This is a genomic window from Vibrio sp. SS-MA-C1-2, assembly GCF_021513135.1.
Taxonomy (GTDB): domain Bacteria; phylum Pseudomonadota; class Gammaproteobacteria; order Enterobacterales; family Vibrionaceae.
Genome location: NZ_CP090980.1, coordinates 779,640 through 799,711 on the forward strand (window position 1 = coordinate 779,640; position 20,072 = coordinate 799,711).

At 37.6% G+C, this 20,072-nt stretch carries 21 protein-coding genes and 2 pseudogenes; 14 read left to right on the forward strand and 9 right to left on the reverse strand.

Going from position 1 to position 20,072, the window contains the following annotated elements; translation table 11 throughout:
• Positions 1 to 832: 832 nt before the first annotated feature.
• Positions 833 to 1,258 carry a universal stress protein gene (locus L0B53_RS03420; protein ID WP_235059079.1) on the reverse strand — a complete coding sequence of 142 codons (426 nt, stop codon included), beginning with the start codon at positions 1,256 to 1,258 and terminating at the stop codon, positions 833 to 835.
• Between the two features lie 450 nt (positions 1,259 to 1,708).
• Between L0B53_RS03420 and L0B53_RS03425 the strand changes: the two genes are divergently transcribed.
• The 7 genes and pseudogenes from L0B53_RS03425 to L0B53_RS03450 all read left to right on the forward strand — a co-directional run bounded on the left by L0B53_RS03425 (position 1,709) and on the right by L0B53_RS03450 (position 6,234).
• On the forward strand, positions 1,709 to 2,803 hold the full coding sequence (locus L0B53_RS03425; protein WP_235059080.1) for a hypothetical protein: 1,095 nt from the start codon (positions 1,709 to 1,711) through the stop codon (positions 2,801 to 2,803).
• A 108-nt stretch (positions 2,804 to 2,911) separates the two neighbouring features.
• A pseudogene (locus tag L0B53_RS03430) lies at positions 2,912 to 3,028 on the forward strand (N-acetyltransferase); the annotation flags it as partial.
• Between the two features lie 458 nt (positions 3,029 to 3,486).
• The gene (locus L0B53_RS03435) at positions 3,487 to 4,416 is read left to right on the forward strand and encodes an SPFH domain-containing protein (protein WP_235059081.1); all 930 of its coding nucleotides are present in this window, start codon (positions 3,487 to 3,489) and stop codon (positions 4,414 to 4,416) included.
• 68 nt (positions 4,417 to 4,484) lie between these two features.
• A complete protein-coding gene (locus L0B53_RS03440) occupies positions 4,485 to 4,871 on the forward strand; it encodes an NfeD family protein (RefSeq protein WP_235059082.1) in 387 nt (128 codons plus the stop codon).
• Between the two features lie 108 nt (positions 4,872 to 4,979).
• A pseudogene (locus L0B53_RS19530) lies at positions 4,980 to 5,208 on the forward strand (hypothetical protein); the annotation flags it as partial.
• Between the two features lie 607 nt (positions 5,209 to 5,815).
• On the forward strand, positions 5,816 to 6,064 hold the full coding sequence (locus tag L0B53_RS03445) for a zeta toxin family protein (protein ID WP_235059083.1): 249 nt from the start codon (positions 5,816 to 5,818) through the stop codon (positions 6,062 to 6,064).
• A gap of 17 nt (positions 6,065 to 6,081) precedes the next feature.
• Positions 6,082 to 6,234, forward strand: coding sequence for a hypothetical protein (locus tag L0B53_RS03450; protein ID WP_235059084.1), 153 nt, complete (start codon positions 6,082 to 6,084; stop codon positions 6,232 to 6,234).
• A gap of 215 nt (positions 6,235 to 6,449) precedes the next feature.
• Here L0B53_RS03450 and L0B53_RS03455 read toward each other — a convergent pair whose 3' ends face one another.
• Complete coding sequence (locus tag L0B53_RS03455; protein WP_235059743.1) at positions 6,450 to 6,683, reverse strand: type II toxin-antitoxin system RelE/ParE family toxin; 234 nt, start codon at positions 6,681 to 6,683, stop codon at positions 6,450 to 6,452.
• 352 nt (positions 6,684 to 7,035) lie between these two features.
• Here L0B53_RS03455 and L0B53_RS03460 point away from each other — a divergent pair, with 352 nt between their 5' ends.
• Positions 7,036 to 7,434 carry an NUDIX domain-containing protein gene (locus L0B53_RS03460; protein WP_235059713.1) on the forward strand — a complete coding sequence of 133 codons (399 nt, stop codon included), beginning with the start codon at positions 7,036 to 7,038 and terminating at the stop codon, positions 7,432 to 7,434.
• A 243-nt stretch (positions 7,435 to 7,677) separates the two neighbouring features.
• Here the strand turns inward: L0B53_RS03460 and L0B53_RS03465 are convergent, their stop codons facing one another.
• Positions 7,678 to 8,904 (reverse strand): NRAMP family divalent metal transporter, encoded by a 1,227-nt coding sequence (locus L0B53_RS03465; RefSeq protein WP_235059085.1) that lies wholly within the window; start codon positions 8,902 to 8,904, stop codon positions 7,678 to 7,680.
• A 452-nt stretch (positions 8,905 to 9,356) separates the two neighbouring features.
• Here L0B53_RS03465 and L0B53_RS03470 point away from each other — a divergent pair, with 452 nt between their 5' ends.
• Both L0B53_RS03470 and L0B53_RS03475 read left to right on the forward strand, forming a co-directional pair.
• The gene (locus tag L0B53_RS03470; RefSeq protein ID WP_409202777.1) at positions 9,357 to 10,469 is read left to right on the forward strand and encodes an ElyC/SanA/YdcF family protein; all 1,113 of its coding nucleotides are present in this window, start codon (positions 9,357 to 9,359) and stop codon (positions 10,467 to 10,469) included.
• 247 nt (positions 10,470 to 10,716) lie between these two features.
• Positions 10,717 to 11,283 (forward strand): hypothetical protein, encoded by a 567-nt coding sequence (locus tag L0B53_RS03475; RefSeq protein ID WP_235059086.1) that lies wholly within the window; start codon positions 10,717 to 10,719, stop codon positions 11,281 to 11,283.
• Positions 11,284 to 11,347: 64 nt separating this feature from the next.
• Here the strand turns inward: L0B53_RS03475 and L0B53_RS03480 are convergent, their stop codons facing one another.
• Complete coding sequence (locus tag L0B53_RS03480) at positions 11,348 to 11,923, reverse strand: bifunctional 2-polyprenyl-6-hydroxyphenol methylase/3-demethylubiquinol 3-O-methyltransferase UbiG (protein WP_235059715.1); 576 nt, start codon at positions 11,921 to 11,923, stop codon at positions 11,348 to 11,350.
• 164 nt (positions 11,924 to 12,087) lie between these two features.
• Positions 12,088 to 13,146 carry an HNH endonuclease gene (locus tag L0B53_RS03485; RefSeq protein WP_235059087.1) on the reverse strand — a complete coding sequence of 353 codons (1,059 nt, stop codon included), beginning with the start codon at positions 13,144 to 13,146 and terminating at the stop codon, positions 12,088 to 12,090.
• A 225-nt stretch (positions 13,147 to 13,371) separates the two neighbouring features.
• Here L0B53_RS03485 and L0B53_RS03490 point away from each other — a divergent pair, with 225 nt between their 5' ends.
• On the forward strand, positions 13,372 to 13,785 hold the full coding sequence (locus L0B53_RS03490; RefSeq protein WP_235059088.1) for a hypothetical protein: 414 nt from the start codon (positions 13,372 to 13,374) through the stop codon (positions 13,783 to 13,785).
• A gap of 17 nt (positions 13,786 to 13,802) precedes the next feature.
• Entirely contained in the window at positions 13,803 to 16,007 is a 2,205-nt protein-coding gene (locus L0B53_RS03495) for a hypothetical protein (RefSeq protein ID WP_235059089.1), read from the forward strand.
• A gap of 67 nt (positions 16,008 to 16,074) precedes the next feature.
• Here L0B53_RS03495 and L0B53_RS03500 read toward each other — a convergent pair whose 3' ends face one another.
• Positions 16,075 to 16,635, reverse strand: a complete 561-nt coding sequence (locus tag L0B53_RS03500) for a cytochrome b/b6 domain-containing protein (RefSeq protein ID WP_235059090.1) — start codon at positions 16,633 to 16,635, stop codon at positions 16,075 to 16,077.
• Between the two features lie 467 nt (positions 16,636 to 17,102).
• Between L0B53_RS03500 and L0B53_RS03505 the strand changes: the two genes are divergently transcribed.
• Positions 17,103 to 17,324 carry a ParD-like family protein gene (locus L0B53_RS03505; protein ID WP_235059091.1) on the forward strand — a complete coding sequence of 74 codons (222 nt, stop codon included), beginning with the start codon at positions 17,103 to 17,105 and terminating at the stop codon, positions 17,322 to 17,324.
• On the forward strand, positions 17,317 to 17,607 hold the full coding sequence (locus L0B53_RS03510; protein WP_235059092.1) for a type II toxin-antitoxin system RelE/ParE family toxin: 291 nt from the start codon (positions 17,317 to 17,319) through the stop codon (positions 17,605 to 17,607). Before L0B53_RS03505 ends, L0B53_RS03510 begins: the two co-directional genes overlap by 8 nt.
• 110 nt (positions 17,608 to 17,717) lie before the next feature.
• Here the strand turns inward: L0B53_RS03510 and L0B53_RS03515 are convergent, their stop codons facing one another.
• From L0B53_RS03515 to L0B53_RS03525, 3 genes are all read right to left on the reverse strand, one after another.
• A complete protein-coding gene (locus tag L0B53_RS03515) occupies positions 17,718 to 18,254 on the reverse strand; it encodes a GNAT family N-acetyltransferase (protein ID WP_235059093.1) in 537 nt (178 codons plus the stop codon).
• Between the two features lie 326 nt (positions 18,255 to 18,580).
• Positions 18,581 to 19,333, reverse strand: coding sequence for an SDR family oxidoreductase (locus L0B53_RS03520; RefSeq protein WP_235059094.1), 753 nt, complete (start codon positions 19,331 to 19,333; stop codon positions 18,581 to 18,583).
• A 63-nt stretch (positions 19,334 to 19,396) separates the two neighbouring features.
• Positions 19,397 to 19,852 (reverse strand): GNAT family N-acetyltransferase, encoded by a 456-nt coding sequence (locus L0B53_RS03525; protein WP_235059095.1) that lies wholly within the window; start codon positions 19,850 to 19,852, stop codon positions 19,397 to 19,399.
• Between the last annotated feature and the right edge of the window lie 220 nt (positions 19,853 to 20,072).

A 20,072-nucleotide genomic window follows, 5' to 3' on the forward strand; every position in this document is an offset into this window, starting at 1 on the left:
TGTACTTTCCATGTTAATTCAGTCAATCATTGACTGGCGATCCATTTCGCCGTTCTATCAATCCAGATAGAGAACTCAACCATCCTTGTTAGTATGAATATCCTATCCACACTGCGCTAATATCCTTTAGCAAACACCGTCCTGGTGGTCCTTGATATCCATCTCATGACTTTATCAATCTAGATAAAGAGTTCAACCGTCCTTGTTAGTATGAATATCCTATCCACACTGCGCTAATATCCTTTAGCAAACACAGTCCTGGTGGTCCTTGATTTCCCTAATGTCTACAAGCTCAACCATAAGCTTTACTTCCATGTTGTTCCTAAGCTTTCCTAGCTTTTTTCCTTGAGTTGATGTCCTTGTCAACGAGGTATACTTTATATTAAGAAGGCAGAGAAACAAGTGTGGAAATTGAATATTATTGACTAAAAATAAGAGCGATATTTTTAAATTTTTTTTATTCAGTTACTTAACTAATCTGCATGTTCTATTTAAGGAGATATGCATCGGCGTGCTATGGTCAATCTCTTACAAGCCAGCTAGAGAAGAGACTACCAAATAATGAAAGCTTATATTTCACGGTTGTATATAAGTTGTTCGAATAACTAATCGGTATGTGTCAATTCACATTAATTGTTAATAGCTCATGCAGTTTATTTACAATTGTATTATTGATGCCCACAAGTAAAATGATGACCCGTGTGCATATGATACCTTTCATACTTGAAGTCGCTAGGTTGTTGGCTGTACTTGTTCGCCTCATACCTCTATATTCATGAGACCTCACTTGTTTGCCGCCTTCTAGCAACTTCAATTATTTTGGGTATAAATATTAATTGATGATAGGAATCACTAAAATATCAATCGGTGATTTATCAATAATGTCTTTTGAGTAAGAGATAAATCGACTAAATAAATCATGATGGTGCCCACAGATTAATAAGTCCACTTCACTTGCAATAATACCATTGACAAAAGTGTCACTTAACATGCCCGTTCCAACAAATATATGTTTAACTGGTTGCTCACAGTGATCAATAAAAGGTTGTAAATGGTCAAGCATCTCCTTGTTTAATGGTGGCTCTACTTCCGGATCATTAAGATCGTAAAGATCGTGATATAACTTACCATGGCTTGCATCTACATGGATTAAAGAGATATCTGCCTTGAGTTCTTTCGCTAAATACTTTGCTCTATCAATTAATAAGTTACTTTCGTCATTAAGATCGATTGCGACTAAAATATGTCGGTATTTCATGATCGAACCTCACTATTGAAATTATTCCTGATGATTAAAAATTTAGTTTGTCTTTTAAAGATTACGCCTAAACGATGAAAATATGTACAACACTGATCACATAAATAGAGATGTTTGTTTTATTTTATACTTCAACTAAGAAGCATATAGCGAAAAAGTGCTTATTAAATGCATAGGGTTTCATTTTTTATACACCTAAATCATTGAGTTTGCTCGTTGGCGAAAGGCAAGTGTAGCCATTAATTACAATAAGATTACATTTTCATTACAACCATCCTCGCCCTATTGTTTCTAGCGTTACCCTTACGCTATTGTATTTACAACGTCAGCACGGAATATATTTTGTGCCTCATTTTTAATCACAACAAAAATATACTTACCTTTTAAGGTATCGATAATACATATCGGATATCTATTAATAAGAAAGTATAGCAGCAGGGAAGTTATTCAATGAACAATACAATTAAATTCGTTATGTTAGGTTCGGTTATTGCGCTAGTTGGTTGTAAAACCACAGAGTCTGAAAAGCTTGCGACAAATAATGTTTTAGAAGCAAACTCTCCATGGGCAACGACCTCTGTTTATCAAGTCGTGGGTAGTAAAGTTGACCGTAGTGTTGATTTTATCGATGATGCAACGATTTCAAATGGAACCATCAGTTCTGCACAATATCGAGATGGTACGTTTATGTTTATTGGCATGGCTGATCATAATAGTGGTGAATTTAATACCAGTCAGTTAACGGCTTCTATCGAAAATGTTTATACCAACAATGCTGCACCATCAGGTTTTAGTTTTGGTAACTTTGAGATCATGTATAACAATGATGATCAATTAATTCGTCGCTTAAGTAATCCGTCATTTAATACTTCCGCTGTCATAGATCGAGTTGTCACTAAAGCTGACAGTGACGAGTTTGGTTATACTTTTCAGCACAGTAATGGCAATACCTATTATGTTGAACATAAGCCTTATGCCGAATCTTTCCCAGAGCAAAGCTACCCTGTTGAGTTAGCAACAACGGTAAATACATTTTATCAGCACCAATTAGATGCTTCAGATACCGCATATGAAGCGTTAACGTTAAATGCACCTTGGGCAACTACGGCTGTTTATAAAGAAGTTGATGGTGAAATGGATACTTCAGTAAATTATATCGATACTGATATCGCCAATGGCACCATTAGCTCTGCACAATATCGAGATGGTAAGTTTATGTTTATCTTTATGTCAGATCACCATAAAGGCACATTTAATGAAAATATCGCATCAAATATTGAAGCAACAATCGAAGGATCCGATCCAAAAGGTTTCGTTCATGGTGAGTTTAGTGTCGAGTTGAATGAAAATGGTGACGTCGTTCGTAAACTGTTTGGTGGTCAACGTATTGTCACCGAAGCCACTAACGAAATGTTTACCTATAAAATGGTGGTAGAAGGGGAGACATATTTTGTTGAGCACCAACCTTATGCATTAGCATTCCCTAAACAACAATACCCCGTTGAATTAGAGCAAGCGGTAAATGACTTTTTCTATCAGAAATAAACATCCTTGTTGCAATTATTAACTTATTAACACAGGGCACTTTTCTTATACCTTTACTAGCCTTTAGGTATGATTAAGTGCTTTTTTTATTATACGAGTAAACGTTTCGACGCACTCAAAAAGCGATGAGCTGCTAGTGATAGCGTTGCATTTCCAGTTGTTATCGTTGATGCTAAAGACAGTGTAAAGCAATGCTATAAACGCTATGGATCTCAAACATTTTAAGACGCTGAAAACAAACTTTTCATCACCATTGCAGATCTACGAGCTAGTTTGGGCTAGCACATCCGCTCTCTGGTACTAACAAGCAACGGGGAAGAAATGTGTGTTAGCCAGTAAAGGAATCAGCTAACTCATAACTGGACATTTCTGAGTTGCGAATGATATGAGTCAAAACTAGGCTGCCTAACCAAAGCGATGGAAGAAACTTTATATCAGTGGCCAGAATTATTGAACCACTACAATATGTAGACAAGAGGGGCTGCACCAAACCTTAAAATAAGGAAGTAATCGTTGTGGCTAGACAATAAAGTATCGTCTGAATCTCATTATTAAACATGAATTAAGACGTAGCAGCTTCATACGTGTTACTTTTGCGAAATAACTATACGAGATTGTGTTTTTCACTCAAATTATAAATAGAGAGCACCAATCTCCAGATCGAAGAATAAAGGAATCATTGTATGTCGGATGCATTAAGCGGTGTGATAGCGATAGGATTATTTGTCGTAGTGGTTGTGATTTTTATCTTAGCAGCCGTTAAAACAGTAAAGCAGGGAGAACAATGGACAATAGAGCGTTTTGGACGTTATACCAAAACATTAAGTCCAGGGATCAATATTATCATCCCGTTCATTGAAGTTATTGGTCAGAAAGTTAATATGATGGAGCGAGTCTTAGACATTCCACTACAAGAAATAATTTCAAAAGATAATGCTAATGTAAAAATTGATGCAGTCTGCTTTATTCAAGTGATTGATGCAGCTAAATCCGCATATGAAGTGAATGATTTAGATCACGCAATTAGAAATTTAACGCTGACAAATATCAGAACAGTATTGGGCTCAATGGAACTGGATGAAATGCTAAGTAAGCGTGATGAAATTAACTCAAAGCTTCTGATGGTTGTGGATCAAGCTACGAATGGTTGGGGCGTAAAAGTTACTCGTATTGAAATAAAAGATGTTCAACCGCCAAAGGAATTGGTCGAAGCGATGAACGCTCAAATGAAAGCAGAGCGTAATAAACGAGCAGAGATTTTAGAAGCAGAAGGTGTGAAACTAGCTCAAGTACTACGCGCTCAAGGGCACAAAGAATCAGAAGTATTAAAAGCAGAAGGTGAAAAACAAGCCGCGATTCTACTTGCAGAAGCGAGAGAGCGACAAGCGCAAGCAGAAGCAGAAGCAACAACGATGGTTTCTAAAGCGATTAGTGACGGTGATATGCAAGCAGTAAATTACTTTATTGCTCAAGGTTATACCAAAGCGCTAGAGTCTATTGGTACCGCAGAGAATGGTAAAATAATTATGTTGCCGTTAGAAGCCAGTGCACTGATGGGATCGATTGCCGGTATTTCCGAGATGTTTAAATCAACTAATGAGAAAAGTGAATGATAGATTTGCTTTCGCAAATTAATTTATGGCATTGGTTCATTTTAGGATTCATCCTGATTGGCGCAGAAATGCTAGGCTCTTCTGGTTATACATTGTGGTCTGGTTGTGCTGCGCTTATCGTCGGAATCATTATGATATTTTTTCCGTTATATTGGCAAAGCCAATGGATATTGTTTGGGCTATTGTCTCTCCTCACAACAATAGTCTGGTGGCGTTATCAAAATCGAAAAGATCAACAATCAGAACAAGAAACGACATTAAACCAACGCACGAAACGGTTAATCGGCAAAACTACTGTGCTTGATAAAGATATTACCGCAGGCACGACACGAATTACTTTAGATGGTAGTGAGTGGAGTGCTCGCACGGAAATTGACATACCGAAAGGTACGGTCATTGAAGTTATGTCTCTTGAAGGAATTATCGTGGTTATAGCGCCTAAAAGTCCTGCATAGAGATAACCTTATATATTTAACCCCTCAAAAACACCTTATTTAAGGTGTTTTTTTGCTTGCGCAAATGAAATATCATTTTAGGACACACACCAAAAGTATGATGTTTGACTGGTTTCACTATTATGGTGCTCTCACTCGCAATCTGATTTTTTAATTGATGCTACGCCCTATTACCGCTGTGTCTCACGCTGTGCGTCACAGTTTTTTATGTGGTGAAGATCCTCTCACTCAAAAAAACCATGAGCACTGCAGAGAGTGGATCGAATCCAAAATAGAATCTCTTACCTACTCATACTATATTGATGTGTGTGCTTATGCTGTCATGAACAACTACTATCAATAACTTTTTAAATATGGATTAATCCTGATGCTTATTTGGTGTGTGTCCTTTTATTTTCTTTTATTTTCTTTAAAATTAATTAAGCTAACTGTCCGTTATTGACTCATCTAACTAAAAAGGAAATGGACAAAAGCGTGTTAGTGATTAGTAAGGTGTTTATTGAATGGTGAACAGTAAGCTTGTTTAACATGTATAAATATTTTAGTGTTACATATTGTTTAGAAAGGGACTATGAAACGGAGCTTCTCATGGAAATACTCACTGAAAGACTAAAAATGAGCCAACTAACTTAGAGATAAAAGACCGCTTTGAATCAAGGATCCCTACTTGGAAAAACACTTCTGAACACTGGCTATGTCTTACTATTACTGAACTTACAACAAATAAAAAGATAGGTGTTACTGGCTTTCAACTAAATAACGGTATCGCTGAGGACAATACAATTCGGTATCTTGGTGTAGAATTAGAAGATGCACTTAACCTTTCAGAAAGTATTGATTCATAAATTAAATCACCTTGATACCTTATTATGAAACATGTTAATTTAATCGTTAATCGTTAATCGTTAATCTTACCTTATATACGGTATCAAGGTCTAAAAGTAATGTCGGATAAAAGTGACGAGCAAATTGAAGAAGAAGCGATAACATTCGCAAAGAAAAATCGAACTGCAATTTGTCGAAGACTAACAGATCAGTCAATTTATCTTCCTGAAAATGAACCTGTATCTGTATTTATGTATGGATCTCCTGGTGATGGAAAAACACGTACCTATCATGCTAATATTAGTAGCTTGAAACCGTATCTTGATCCACCTTATATCATGGAAGAGTTACAACATATTGTTAAATAATGAGGAGTTGTAATATTATGAAAAATGTTGAAATCACTAAAGTACAATCTTCTCCATTATCGCGCTTTGTAAAACAAGCATCTTCAACAGAGAAGAAAAAGGTCTACAAAAAAGTCATTATGGCTGCAACAAAAAAGCAAAATGAAACTATTGCTTTAGCTAATCGTTAAATGAGCTAATGCCATATTTATCAATCGGTTAGTTAGCTGATATCGCCTCAATATCATTCAGTTCGTCTTCATTTTTACCCAAGCTTGTTTTGAATATTCATTTATGTTCGAATTGAACATCACGAATAAATAAGATGGGAAGTAGGGTAAAGCTATGTAGGAAGCCTTCAGGGGAAATTGACGGTATGCGCCCCATGAACCCACGAGGCAATTTGTCAATGTTTGAAATTCCAAGGTAGAAGTGCATCAATATCTGGTTCAGCTTTTGCTAACTCTTTCATGCATCTGACCAAGTAGTTATAGAGGATAAGATCATTCGCCTTTTTTAGCTCTCCAATCTCTGGATTCTCTATGATCCTTTCGATTTCATCTTCAACGACGGCTAACAAAATGTCAGGAAGTTTAGCTTGATTGACAAAGTTTTCATCAAGTCTGACACTAATAGCCATAATTAGTCACCTTAGTTATTATATATTACACGAATAACATTGCCGACAAATTGTCGCAATGGTCAAGCTGGTATTCTTCTTTTATAAAAGTTAGATTATTCGATGGTGTTTTTAATCTAACTTAGATAATAGTTCTTGAGCCTTCATACCATAAGAGGTTCTAAGTTTTAGATCTAAATTTACGTTAAGTCTGTTTTTTGCTTTTTTGCTTTATTGTTGTATTGAAGGGGATTTTTTTAGGATTTTTTCTGCTGAGGTTAATAAAAAATGCAAAGAATCGATAAAATTGTTAGATTCTTCAATTCTCTGTATTTAGTTCAAAAAACAAAAATTTGGTTCAGTGGAGGTCATGATGAATAAAATAATTGATAAATTAGGTTGGATTGATATTCAACAAGGGAAACTACTTTGTGTTCGTTCACATGGAAAAGAGTTATTTTATATTCCAGGTGGCAAGCGTGAAGTGGGCGAAAGTGACCAACAAGCATTACTTCGTGAAATTGATGAAGAACTTTCTGTTCAATTAATACCAGAAACGATAACGCCAGCATCGACATTTTTAGCGCAAGCTGACGGTAAAAGTTCAGGCGTTGACGTTCAAATTACCGCGTATTTCTCAAAATATAGTGGTGAATTAAAACCAGCATCAGAGATCGCAGAATTGAAATATTTAGGCGTAGATGATAGAGACGTTTGTTCATTAGCCACATTAGCCGTTTTAGATTGGCTGGTGGCAGAAGGTTTGATTTAATCTATTAAATGGATAAGCCTTGCTAAATACTCACAAAAAATGAAGAGTTTTCAGCAAGGCCTTATTATACCCTTCATACTTGAAGTCGCTAGGTTGTTGGCTGTATTCGTTCGCCCCAATCATAGTACACCTATACTCATGGGGCCTCACTCACTTGCCGCCGACTAGCAACGCCAATTATTTTAGGTATATATAGAATGTCGTGATGATGAATAACCGAACATCACCACTTAATACTGGTCGTTACCCGATAAACTTACCAATAAAGTTCCCAATATTCGTGAAGCTAGCAATGGCCATAACAGCGACAATCAATCCACCGATAACCGTTAGATAGACAGGATGTTTATAATCACCAATAATATCTTTACGACGAGTGGCAGCCAATATTGTTCCTAATACGACAGGAAGGATAATACTGTTTACAAGACCTGCTAACATTAATAATAAGATTGGCATATTCATTGTGACAGTCCCTAAGGTCGTCACGATAATAAACCCGACACACCATGCTTTTTCATTGCGAGCAACAATCGGGAATAAGGTTTTAATCAGTGATATCGCCATGTAAGAGTTGCCCACAACCGATGTAATTGAAGCAACGAATAACACTAAACCAAAGATAAAGTAACCTGTTTCACCCGCACCTTGACGGAAAGCATCGGCAGCTGGATTCGAACTATCTAACACTGCGCCTGTAGAGATAACACCAAAAACCGCTAAAAATAGTAAGATACGAATAACAACAGCAATGGAGATTCCAGCCCATGCTGCTTGTTTGACTGTAGAGATATTTTCGTTACCACTTAATTTGATATCAACTAAGCGTTGTGCGCCGGTATAATATCCACCAACAGCACCGCCGACAATGGTGAGTGTTGGTAGTAATAAATTCCCAATATCTGAGGGTAACACTGCTGCCGTTAATGTTTCTCCCATTGGGGGAAGATTTGTCATCGCGACATAAGCAATCAATGTTATCAGTAAGAGTCCAAGGTAGCGTGCCATTTGGTCCATTCGTTTCGATGCATTATGAACAACAAACAGTAAACAACCGACAATACCCGTGAAAAGCGAGCCCCAAATGGTATCAACCCCGGTTAACACATTTAACCCCAGCGCTGCACCACTGACATTACCAAAGTTAAATGCAACCGCACCTAAAGCCAGTAATATCCCGACAACGTATCCCATTCCCGGGATAACTTTATTCGCAATATCTTGAATTCGTAATCCCGAAACACCAACGATGCGCCAAAGGTTCATCACGATACCGAAAGTGATAAAGATCGAAGCAAAAACCGGAAAGGCCATGTCGATTTGATACATATTGGTAAAAACAGAGGTTTGGATTAAGAATCCAGGGCCAACAGAGGTGGTAGCCATTAAGAAAGCGACACTTAAAATAGCTTTTTTCTGCCATGAAGTATCGTGTTGTGAAGCTGGGATTGTTGAAGTTTTCGTCGTCATACCTGATCTCAAAATTGTTGTGTTCCTACTTTTATAAAAATAGAAAAACAACTGAAAAAGATCAGCTGATATTATAATTAAGTTATTAATAAACAATAACTTTTTCTTTGTCCCTGTTTGTCGGCGAGGGATTCTATAGAGTATGGTATAGGTTGTCAATGGTTATTTTCGCTAATTATTAACTAAGTTAATTTAATGGTCTGTTGTTTTAAGATGAGAAGTATCGAGTTACTGAGGATAAATAAACAGAATAGCGTTGATCATTATATAGAGGGTTATTTTTCAGGTGATAAAAGACATTGATTTAAATGGATAAAAATAATTATAAATCTGAAAAAATAAATTTCATTTTTCAATGGGTACTATCTTTTTAGAATGTGACTTTTGTCTCAATTCATTATTTGTTTAATCGTTAAGATTTATTCATCTTATTTATATGACGAGAATATTTAATGCGATCTTTTAATAAAACCCTTGTTGCAGCAGCACTATCAGTTTCAATGCTTATTCCTTTTGCGGCTTCGGCACAATCGGTTGATGCGCCAAGTAGTCCCGCTGTTCAGTCTCAAGTGAATTACGCCGATTATGTCACGAAAAGACAAGTCGTTGATATGTTACTCCACGATGCATTAAAAGCCTTTAAATCTCCTGCTCGTATTTCTCATGCTGGCTTTACGGCCAAAATGCCAAGTAATATGGAAATGGTGACTAACTTTTTATTAGATGCGTATAAATTAGAACCTTATCGTACTGACTTATTAATTTCTGCCGCAAATGCTCAGGTTTATAATAAGAATATCGACCGTGCTATTTCGCTTTTCCAACAAGCTCAATCTGTTGCACCTGATGATCTGGATCTTCATGCTTATTTAGCGGTATGGCAGCATTTTAATGGGAATGAACAAGCATCTCAAAAGCAGTTAGCTGCGTTAGAGAAATTGAACACCGGTAAAGCGAATGACATTAAGAAGATTCTAGCAACCGTTGATAATGTCGTTAGCCAACCATTAAAAGCGGATCCTGCGGTGAAACTTGGAGACCATTCAGCCATTGTAACGTTAGGTTATGCATTAAACCCAGATGGCTCGATGCATGAGATTTTACTTAAACGTTTAGAAACAACATTAGAAATGGCAAATGAATACCCTCAATCATTGATTGTTCTGACAGGTGGTGTGCCTAAGAATAACAAAACAGAAGGGAAATTAATGGCTGACTGGTTAGTAAATAAAGGCATCAGTCGTGATCGTATCATTGAAGAAAACTACGCGACCAGCACCGTTGGGAATGCATTATATAGCAGCTATGCACTAGCAAGACATCATATTCAGCATGCGACAATTATCAGTTCAGCAAGTCATGTTCGTCGTGGTCAAACCTTGTTTGAAATTGCAAGTTGGCAGACGGGACCAACAGGAATTACGTTTGATACCGTCGCCTATCCAGATAAACCATTAGCTGATTTAAAAGTACCAAGTAAAGGTGAACTATTAGGTATTTATCGTGATGCATTAAGAACTTATGGTATGTGGAGTTATCGTTCATACCCATTAGAGTCTCGCTAAGATTTGATTCAACCTTGAAATTTAAACCTCGCCTTCTATTTAATCTTAATTGATAAAATAGAAGGCGAGGTTTTTTTATATTCCATTTTTTAGCTTTAAATAGAGAAGATCAATCTGTTGTCATAATTGGTGTATACTAGCGCTAACTTTTATAAAATTTATCGAATAATACGATGCTTCTAATTGGCAATCTTAAATAGGGAGCCAAAATAGAAGATTCAGCCGTGTTATCAAACAAAGGAATATCATGATTAGAGTCAGTACCTTAACCCCGGCAGATGTTTGGTCTAAACCTAACGTTTCTGAAGTCGCAGAAGTGTTAGCATTATTAAAAGAGTATGATTACGATCTTCCGACCTTAGTGAAGTTAACCGGTATTTCTGACCGTCGTTTCTCTGATTGGACAGCGGGTTACAAAAAAGAGCCGTTAGAGCGTTCAAATATTCCTTATACTTGCTGGTGTTTTTTGGTGGCTTTAGTTGGTCGTCCAAATATCAACGGTAAGCCAAAAAATGTGAATATTCCAAAGGTGCTTTCTGCATTTAGTCGTAATGCTTTTTTACCTGCAAATACCTATAAATCACCAAGTCAAAAGCAGCTAAACCGTGTCGTAGGTGATAACGCATTTACGGGTTTAACTTATGAAGAGCTAGCTCAAACGTTTAATTGGAAGCAGAGCCATTTTGACGATAGTATCTCAAAAGATAATATCCCATTCTTAAACTTCTGTTTGATTTTAATGCACTTAGGGTTAGATATTCAAAAAATGATCTTACGTGATCTCCAAGAAGAACTTGTGATCAGTGATGAGTAGGTAGAAGACTGACGCTCTCTTTGGATTATATACTGTTAGTATCACAAAGAGAGCACGATTTTAATCACTCCTGCTTCTTTAACACCGCATTCAACCACTTCTCATCTTCTCGGCCTTCTCTCAAATCGGCAGTACACCAGGTTTTGATGACAGAGAGTGACGAGGTAGAAATAACGTCATTTAATAACGTTTCATTGAGGTTGGTAAATTGTCGACCGCCGCGCTCAACTTCATTATCACCATATTTAAATGAACAATAGAATATCCCACCAACGTTTAACGCAGATGATAGCTTTTCAAAGGTCTCTTTTAATTCAAACATCGGAACATGAAGTAGGGAAGCACATGCCCAAATGGCATCATATTGTTTTTCTGTCTTAAATTCTTGGAAAGTGGTGACTTGGACGGGTTGATTAATTAACTGTTCTGCAAGTTTTGCTAACTCATCACTGGCATCGATAGCATCAACTTGAAAACCGAGTTGTTTGAAGGCATCGCTATCACGACCAGAGCCACAACCGGCATCTAAAATAAGGCTCTGGCTGGGTAATAAGGGCAAGAACTCATCATAGAGTGAAGACATATCCACAGAGATAGTACCATCAAAGAATTGTTGAGCATGTTGGTTGTAATAGTTCATGTTATCCTTTTTCAAGTCTTATCCCCTTCTTACTTGAAGTTACTAGGTTGTTGGCTACGCTCATTCACTTGCCGTCTGCTAGCAACGCCAATGACTTTGGGGATATCATTTTATTGCGTATTATACGTCAGTTTTACAGGGATTGAACTTGATAATCATCACGATCAGAGAGGGTGAAACTCTTTTGGTTGCCATTTACTTTCAGATTCAAACTCGTTGTAAATCGCTTGCATCCTTTTTTTGATCCCCGCTTTTGTTGTTATCTGTAAGCTCAAAGAAATTGAATTTTTTAAAGAGTGTTTATGTTCCTCAAAAAAGAGAACATTCCGGGTTAATAACTTATCATAAAATGGCGTAGCGGGTGGAAGATCAAACTTACCGTCACTGCCACGATTGCATTTTTTACAGGCAATCACCAAGTTCCAAACGCCATCAGGAGAAAGTTGGCTATTGCGTAATCGTGAGTGTGGTAAAAAGTGGTCAACATCTGCAAAGTCATCATCATCGCTTAAAACAAACTTACTCACCTTACGATTGCAATAAAAACAGCAACCATTCTGATATGGTAATAATGTATCCACAGCCGAACGTAAGTTAATTCGTTGATTTTGGGTTTCTGAGGAGAAGGTCTGATCCTCTCTATTATACACCAACATATTGGGAGACAACCCTGCTCGCCATGCCTCTTCAACAATATTCCATCTTGCTTGGTTCTCATCCGTGATGACTTGCTTTAAATTAGGTTGTTCTAACAGCGATAACAAATTGTCTGTTAAGGTAATGGCTTTTTCTTTTCTATGGTCAATAAACAGTCGATGGCTTTCTGCAATCGTGCCAGAACCCACATTTTGAAACGCTTTAAATACGTCGTTAAATATTTTCTTTTCTGCCATTTTATTTAACTGTTGCCAATCCGCATCGGTCTGTTCGCTGTGTAAGTAAAGGTCAATGTGGCGAGTTAATTCGTTCTCTCGTTTAACAAATTGATGAGGGTTAATCGCGTAATGGTTAACCACTTCTTTAAGAAAGTTGTGTTGCAGATCTGAATAGTGAACCTTACTCTCACTGCCTGATAATTGCATTAATGAATGAGAAAGGGCAAATTTATACGTCGCCGAGTTTTTCCCAAATAACGTTAAGGTTCGTAATGTATGATGAGCGGAATTTTCTCGATCAATAAATTGGAGAATTTCTGGTTTTTTTATTGTTGATTCACGGCTCATTACTCATACTCAAATAGATATACGCTCTATTTGTATGATATATGAATTATTTTTTATCATCAGTGATTATTATCAATTCTTATTAATCTCCCCATCTCTTGTAATCCCTCTTTAACGTCGCATACTAGGTCTCTTGTAAACAGTAAAAACAAAATATTTCATTGCGTATCAATGGATTAGGAATGTGTTGATATTGAGAATTGAGAACAAAAAAGAGGGAATTTAATGAATAAGTTCTTGAGTTTTTTTAATAAAGCGATAGCGAGTTCTGCCGTCAGTGACAGACATCCGCATCGTTTAACCAAATTATTATTACCTGATTATTCCCTTCGGCTCCCCATGGGGGTTAATGGAAACAGGCGGGAAAATACCCTCATTCGTTATAAGGGGCTTCAACTGGGGGCGCTGTTTTTTGGCCTATTGATGATGGGGGTATCCTCGGCTTTTTCAGCCATCCCGAATGATAAAATTAATTTCATGACAAATCGTTTGTATAATTCAAACACTTTAGGTAATAACACCATTAATAACAACATCTTTAAAGAGTTTTCTGAGTCTGACGATAACGTCATAGTACCTCGTCAAATATTAGGTGATGGGGGGCTTGGGGGGCTAGTGGTTTTACTGAAGCTGATTTAAGTATTCAGGGGAAAGAAGTGAATATCATCTATCTTTCTGCTGGGACTCCGGTAGGTTCTAATATTTGGGAGCCGATAAGGAGAGGGATTAGAGATCCAAAAGGTAGTATCAGACTTTACTTTTTTATTTTTGATCAACGATACGATCCACCAACATCGGGTGCTACACACCATCGACATGTTAAGGATGGCCTAGATGCACTGAGGCAATTATTTGCTTATCCGCCTTCGGCTCTTGGCAAGCCTGTTGGAATGAACTACACAGCCGATAGGTCAGTACAGGTAACACGTGTAGAGCGATCTATTTATACTCAACCACTTTTTGATGCTGGTGACCCTACATTATTATCTGGGTGGAGTCCTGCTGGTTATTATGACCCTCATGTTCCCGATCAAAATCGAATACTAGAGCTTAACCGTAACGCAGTTTTACAGATGTGGGGTTATGGTGAAAACAAGTTTTATGATCCTGTTACAAATACCACGACGCAAGGAGCATGTGTGATGGTGTTACTGTCTGCTGATCTTTTTACTGAATATAAAAGTAATGGGGGGGGGGCTTCGCAAGCTTACGAGTACAATAAAGGAGATATGCGACAGTATATTGATTTATTACTCAATACCCCTGAACAAGGTTGTAGTGCACCGATCCCTTCCTTCGTCGCTTACCCTGATCACTATAAAGACCACCTCGACAAGTTAGTTATTTCGCAGCCCTTTAGCGGAGACTTTGAGATTGAATCTGCGACGATTGTGGCTAATGATATTCAATCTAATTTTTCTGCTGAGTCGGCATCTTCGCCTAAGGTGATTGATAAGGTTGAACGCTCAGTTGAAGGGGTCAGTGATATAGAGGTTGGAAATGATGGGCAAAGTGAAAAAGGTGGAACCGTTAAAGTCGGAAACTCTGGAAATATCATTTATACCCCAGGTTCAATTACAGGTGAGGATCGTATTTTTTATCAGGTTTGCTCTGAGAATACGGTTTCATATCTGGTTGGCGAACCCCCAAACCAATCTGTGACCTCGAAAAGCAGTACATTATGTAGTATTTCCGCGATTACTGTTTTTATTGGGACGCCACCAGATCAAAGCATCACCCTTGACGGTTATGTGTTCAATGACAATGCCTTTAACGACAATAGTACCACCGCCCCCCATAACGGTTTACAAGAGGCTGGGGAAGAGGGGTTAGCCAACCGCGTTGTGACTTTAACGAATACAGATAACCCCACTGAAACCTTAAGTGCCGTTACCGATGGACGTGGCTATTTTTCTTATACCTTACCTAGCGAATGGAAAACCAAAACCATTAGCTTAACCGTTAAACCTACCGCAGGCTGGCAAGCGATCAGTGAATCTATCGACGGTGTATCAACCCAAGATAGTGCAGGGAATGAAGGCGTTGAGACTACCGATAGCCAATTTAGCGGTTTATTAGATCAGCAAACCCAGTTCCTTTTCGGTCAAATTAAAACATCGGTTATAGATGGCGATAAACGATATCAATATGACCATTTTGAGTACTTCCCATTTAAGTTAATGGTTAACTCGCCTTCAGAAGTGGACTTTGCGCTGGATATCATCAATCCGACTCCCGCGTGGACATCTACCTTCTATCAAGATCTCAATTGTGATGGAAAAAAAGAGGTGGGGGGAGATCCTGAATTATCCTCAGCCCAAATCACCACAACAACCGAGCAAGAAGAGGTCTGTATTTTAATTGGCGTTGATGTACCTCAGCTAATTAATGGTAAAACCCCGCACTTTATTTCAACCTTACAAGCCACGGTAACCCCCACCGATCCCGTTCCGACTTATCATGATGTGAGCGAAACGTTAACCCGTCAAGCGACCATTAAATATGAGTTCAAAAAGGGAGAGTTGACGCTCTATAAAGAGGTGAAAGGGGGAGATTCAACCGTGTTCACTACAAATAATCAAGCCAAACCGGGTGAGGTCTTAACCTACCGCATGACCTACAATAACCCCTCTATCTATCAAATTAGAGATGTGGTGATTAAGGATAGTGTTCCTGCCTTTTCTAAATTGAATGCTACCGTTGATTGTAATGGCGAACATCTTACCGGTGCCTGCACCCTTGTTACCCCGGCTGCGGCAGACAATAAAAAGGGTTATGAAGGCCTTATTCATTGGGAAATTGGCGTACTTGAAGCGGGTGAAGGCGGCAGTGTGACTTATCAAATAAAATTAGATGATTAAGTTGGCCACCACATAAAAGATAAGCAATAAAAGCAACCCCCAAAAGGCTAACTGACGTTGGCCTTTTTTAGTTTTTAACTTTCTTCCATGCGAAGAAAATATGTAACAACCCCATAAAACCATGAGCGTAAAAGTAGGTTTCTATTAATCCCACTGAAGACTTATGGATACTAAGGAGAAGAGATGCATCTGATCCTGCTTTTATGGTAATAAACCACAATAACCCCGTTAATAATGCCATTAATAACGCGAGTATCCCCAATCCTTCAACAATGGCAGCTAAGCCTTTTGGATGAGCTGGTGGTAATTTACGTTGTTTTAATAACATTAAATCAAGGCGTAATTGATGGAAATCTTTAAACACCCATGGAAACAGATCGTTGAATTTACGACGTTTGATAACAATCGTCATAAATATCAAGCTCAGAGGGAGAAGTAAGATACCACTATAAATATGAATTAAATCTAAGGTGGAAATATTATCCCAACGACCATGGTGACTAACATGCATCAATCCAGATGATAATATTTGGAACAAGACCCAAGCGAGAGTGAATCCATGTAGTATTTTTTCATTGTTTGGTAGTGATGAAAAAACATCTTTGATAGCGAGTTTTAAATAGTGCATCTTTTTACTCAAATAGAAATATAAGAAAACTATATCTGTTAATTTGAGAAATTGAGCCATCAAAAATAGAATGTAAGATTGCCTAGCTGTGATTTTGATTTATCCCTTCCTATTTGAAGTTGCTAGGTTGTTGGCGTCGCTGATTCGCCCCAATCATATCGTACACCTATACTCATGGGGTTTCACTTGCTTACCGCCTATTAGCAACGTCAATTATTTTGGGTATATACACCAATTAAATTTATCATACGTAGGCTACGAAGAATGCCATGAATTTAAATTAGGTCTAACATACTTTTGGACAGAAGCGTGTTATAGGGTTTGAGTGATTAAGAATATCCTGCTCAGAGTGAATACAGATTCACTTTTAACTAAACTATCCAGATACCAATAGGTTTTGCGCTACTTGCTACAATTGTGGTTGTTTGCTACAGTTGTGGGATAATAAACAAACTAAGAGAATTATTATGGCTACTGCAAGTGTGCGTATTGACCAAGAGCTTTTTGATAAAGCAGCGATCATAGCAAAAGCGCTGAATCGTACAACACCAAAACAAATTGAATACTGGGCTAAGATAGGCGAAATGATGGAAGATAATCCCGATTTACCTTATGAGTTGGTTAAGCAAGCAATAATTGCTAAAGCAGAAAAAGAGGCGGGTAAACTAGAGGTTTACACCTTTGACTAAGATCACTCATGTTCTTCAAACACCAAGTTTTAAGAAGGCCGTAAAGAAATTACATAAAAATCAGAAATCTGATTTAGATGATATAATTCGTCAATTACTTAAAGACCCTTATATCGGTGAACAGAAAAAAGGGGATCTGTCCTTTTTGCGAGTGTATAAATTCAAGATGGTTAAGCAATTGACTTTAATCGGATATAGCTATGAAGATGGTACTGTGACCCTTGAATTAATGGCTTTTGGCCCCCATGAAAACTTCTATCGAGACATCAAAAATATTTACTAAAATACTAGGTTAAATGGTAGATAGCCCTTTTTTCTCTAACAAACTATTGGGCAAAAACGAGTTAGCTAAGATCTCTCCAGCTAACTCGAAAATGGACAACAATTAGTCTGTTATATGCCTTTCCACTCACTAGATAGGACTGACATTAAGACCTTATCGACAAACTCTCCATTACGAAAACCAGACTGACGGATAAGACCTTCATGTTCGTAGCCAGCTTTTTCGTAAGCCTTTATTGCCCCCTCATTTCGTGAACTTGCTGTTAACTGAACTCTATGTAAACCAAGAGTTTGAATTGCATAATCAGTTACGACCCTTGTCACTTCAGTGCCTATACCTTGACCCCAATATTCCTTTTCACCAATTAAGATGAAATACTCCCCACTTCGGTTGAGAGAGCTTATGGCTGATATACCGGCATACCCAATTAGTTGGTCATTGGATTTAGAGCATATACCAAAAGATACGGTCTTGGAGCTTGAGTTGATGGTGCTCAACCATTTTTCTATATCGGATTTCGATTGAGGGTAAGCATAAGAAGATAGACTATATAGCGTGACTTCACGATCTCGCGACCACCTGTAAAATGAATCACTGTCTGAAATTTCCAGCGATCTCAAGTAATAATTATCTAATTCTAACTGCATGATGTTCCTTATCATTTCGACTGGCATATAACATTTATTAGAGTGCAAAATACACCTCTATTACACTAATAAGCGTAAGTTATCATTTTTGAAGTGTTTATTCCATAAAGGGTATTATAAGATCTATAGCAAAGATTTTTGATTTTTAATTCATCAATGATGAATATTTCCAAATCAACAAATAGAAAAGCCGAACATGATAAATGTTTACAAGTAAGCTTCAACAATATAAATGGCTAACTCACATTGGGACACAAATGAGTTAGCCGCCAACAAAGAGGCTAACTTATAACTGGTGAGAAACAGCATAGTAACCAATAGGGGTTTTATAACCCACCACATAAGTCTAAGTAATTACCTGTTGAGAATGATGATTTTTCAGATGATAACCAAAAAATAGCTTCTGCTACTTCCTTCGGTTCCCCTCCTCGTTGAAGGGGAATAATACTTTTTAACCTTTCCACGCGGTCTGGTTCTCCACCATCAGCATGCATCTCTGTATAAATAAAACCTGGGCGTACACAATTAACTCGAATCCCTTCTGCGGCCACCTCTAACGATAAACCTTTTGTTAATGTGTCAATAGCACCTTTTGATGCTGCATAATCAATGTACTCTCCAGGAGAGCCTGATCTCGATGCGCCTGAAGAAATATTTATAATCACACCGCCATCCCCACCATGACGAGTAGACATGCGTTTGATTGCTTCTCGACTACATAAGAAGTAGCTAGTTACATTATTTGATAAGATAGTATTAATACGATCCGCTGTCATATCTTCTAGACGAGATTGTTTGTGGAGAATTCCTGCATTATTAATTAAAACAGATAGGCAACCCAGTTGTTCGTCAATTTTCTTGAACATTCTTAAAACATCAGCCTCCTTTGATACATCAGCTTTAACTGTCATGCATCTTCCTCCGGTATTAGTAATCTCTTGAGCAAGTTTTTCAGCTACAACTGAATTAGATTTATAATTAATACATACAGAGTATCCTTTGGCTGCAAATAATTTTGACGTAGCCGCGCCGATCCCCCTGCCTCCACCGGTAATTAATACTACTTTTGAATCGCTCATAGGTCATCCTTGAAATGATAAGAAATTAACGCTTGTTTCTTTAATGAGTTTTAATCAATAAAATTAGATGGTTACTGAATAGAAGCGACTGTATGGATCAGAACTATAGTTATCAAATGGAGCGCATTGTCTAAAACCAAAATTTTCATATAATCGAACAGCAGGATCAAACGCTTTATTCGTACCAGTTTCAAGACTTATCGTTTGATAACCGCGTTTTTTCGCCTCGAATAAAATGACTTGTAAAATTGTAGAGCCGATCCCACAACGTAAGAAGTTGTCACTTGTTTTCATTGATTTGAGTTCTGCAGTATGAGGTGTTAATTCCTTTAATGCTGCACACCCAGCAATGTCACCATCAATACGAACAGACCAAAATGTAATAGCTGGATCTTTTAGTTTATTTTCATCCAATGCATGAATGCTTTCTGGTGGTGAGTATTCATGCATCTTCTTGAGGTGTTGATTTAATAGCCCTATGACTTTTCCGTCACATAAATCATCAATGATTATTTGCATTTTTTCTCCTAATTATTACCCATGTGTTTTTTAGTTATAATGATTAATCTATATACCCCTCATACTTGAAGCTACTAGGTTTGTTGGCGTCGCTCGTTCACCCCAATCATATAGAACCATGGTCGATTCAATAAATATACTTTTCATTTATCAATCATACGCAGTTAGCGTACAAATGGCAGATTTATACGCTAACTGCGTATAGAAGGCTCAACATGAA

What these genes read in the sequence shown, in the direction of transcription:
- L0B53_RS03420 (WP_235059079.1), bottom strand. Translation starts at nt 1,258, where the DNA reads ATGAAATACCGACATATTTTAGTCGCAATCGATCTTAATGACGAAAGT.
- L0B53_RS03425 (WP_235059080.1), top strand. Translation starts at nt 1,709, where the DNA reads ATGAACAATACAATTAAATTCGTTATGTTAGGTTCGGTTATTGCGCTA.
- L0B53_RS03435 (WP_235059081.1), top strand. Translation starts at nt 3,487, where the DNA reads ATGTCGGATGCATTAAGCGGTGTGATAGCGATAGGATTATTTGTCGTA.
- L0B53_RS03440 (WP_235059082.1), top strand. Translation starts at nt 4,485, where the DNA reads ATGCTAGGCTCTTCTGGTTATACATTGTGGTCTGGTTGTGCTGCGCTT.
- L0B53_RS03445 (WP_235059083.1), top strand. Translation starts at nt 5,816, where the DNA reads ATGTCGGATAAAAGTGACGAGCAAATTGAAGAAGAAGCGATAACATTC.
- L0B53_RS03450 (WP_235059084.1), top strand. Translation starts at nt 6,082, where the DNA reads ATGAAAAATGTTGAAATCACTAAAGTACAATCTTCTCCATTATCGCGC.
- L0B53_RS03455 (WP_235059743.1), bottom strand. Translation starts at nt 6,683, where the DNA reads ATGGCTATTAGTGTCAGACTTGATGAAAACTTTGTCAATCAAGCTAAA.
- L0B53_RS03460 (WP_235059713.1), top strand. Translation starts at nt 7,036, where the DNA reads ATGAATAAAATAATTGATAAATTAGGTTGGATTGATATTCAACAAGGG.
- L0B53_RS03465 (WP_235059085.1), bottom strand. Translation starts at nt 8,904, where the DNA reads ATGACGACGAAAACTTCAACAATCCCAGCTTCACAACACGATACTTCA.
- L0B53_RS03470 (WP_409202777.1), top strand. Translation starts at nt 9,357, where the DNA reads ATGCGATCTTTTAATAAAACCCTTGTTGCAGCAGCACTATCAGTTTCA.
- L0B53_RS03475 (WP_235059086.1), top strand. Translation starts at nt 10,717, where the DNA reads ATGATTAGAGTCAGTACCTTAACCCCGGCAGATGTTTGGTCTAAACCT.
- L0B53_RS03480 (WP_235059715.1), bottom strand. Translation starts at nt 11,923, where the DNA reads ATGAACTATTACAACCAACATGCTCAACAATTCTTTGATGGTACTATC.
- L0B53_RS03485 (WP_235059087.1), bottom strand. Translation starts at nt 13,146, where the DNA reads ATGAGCCGTGAATCAACAATAAAAAAACCAGAAATTCTCCAATTTATT.
- L0B53_RS03490 (WP_235059088.1), top strand. Translation starts at nt 13,372, where the DNA reads ATGAATAAGTTCTTGAGTTTTTTTAATAAAGCGATAGCGAGTTCTGCC.
- L0B53_RS03500 (WP_235059090.1), bottom strand. Translation starts at nt 16,635, where the DNA reads ATGCACTATTTAAAACTCGCTATCAAAGATGTTTTTTCATCACTACCA.
- L0B53_RS03505 (WP_235059091.1), top strand. Translation starts at nt 17,103, where the DNA reads ATGGCTACTGCAAGTGTGCGTATTGACCAAGAGCTTTTTGATAAAGCA.
- L0B53_RS03515 (WP_235059093.1), bottom strand. Translation starts at nt 18,254, where the DNA reads ATGCAGTTAGAATTAGATAATTATTACTTGAGATCGCTGGAAATTTCA.
- L0B53_RS03520 (WP_235059094.1), bottom strand. Translation starts at nt 19,333, where the DNA reads ATGAGCGATTCAAAAGTAGTATTAATTACCGGTGGAGGCAGGGGGATC.
- L0B53_RS03525 (WP_235059095.1), bottom strand. Translation starts at nt 19,852, where the DNA reads ATGCAAATAATCATTGATGATTTATGTGACGGAAAAGTCATAGGGCTA.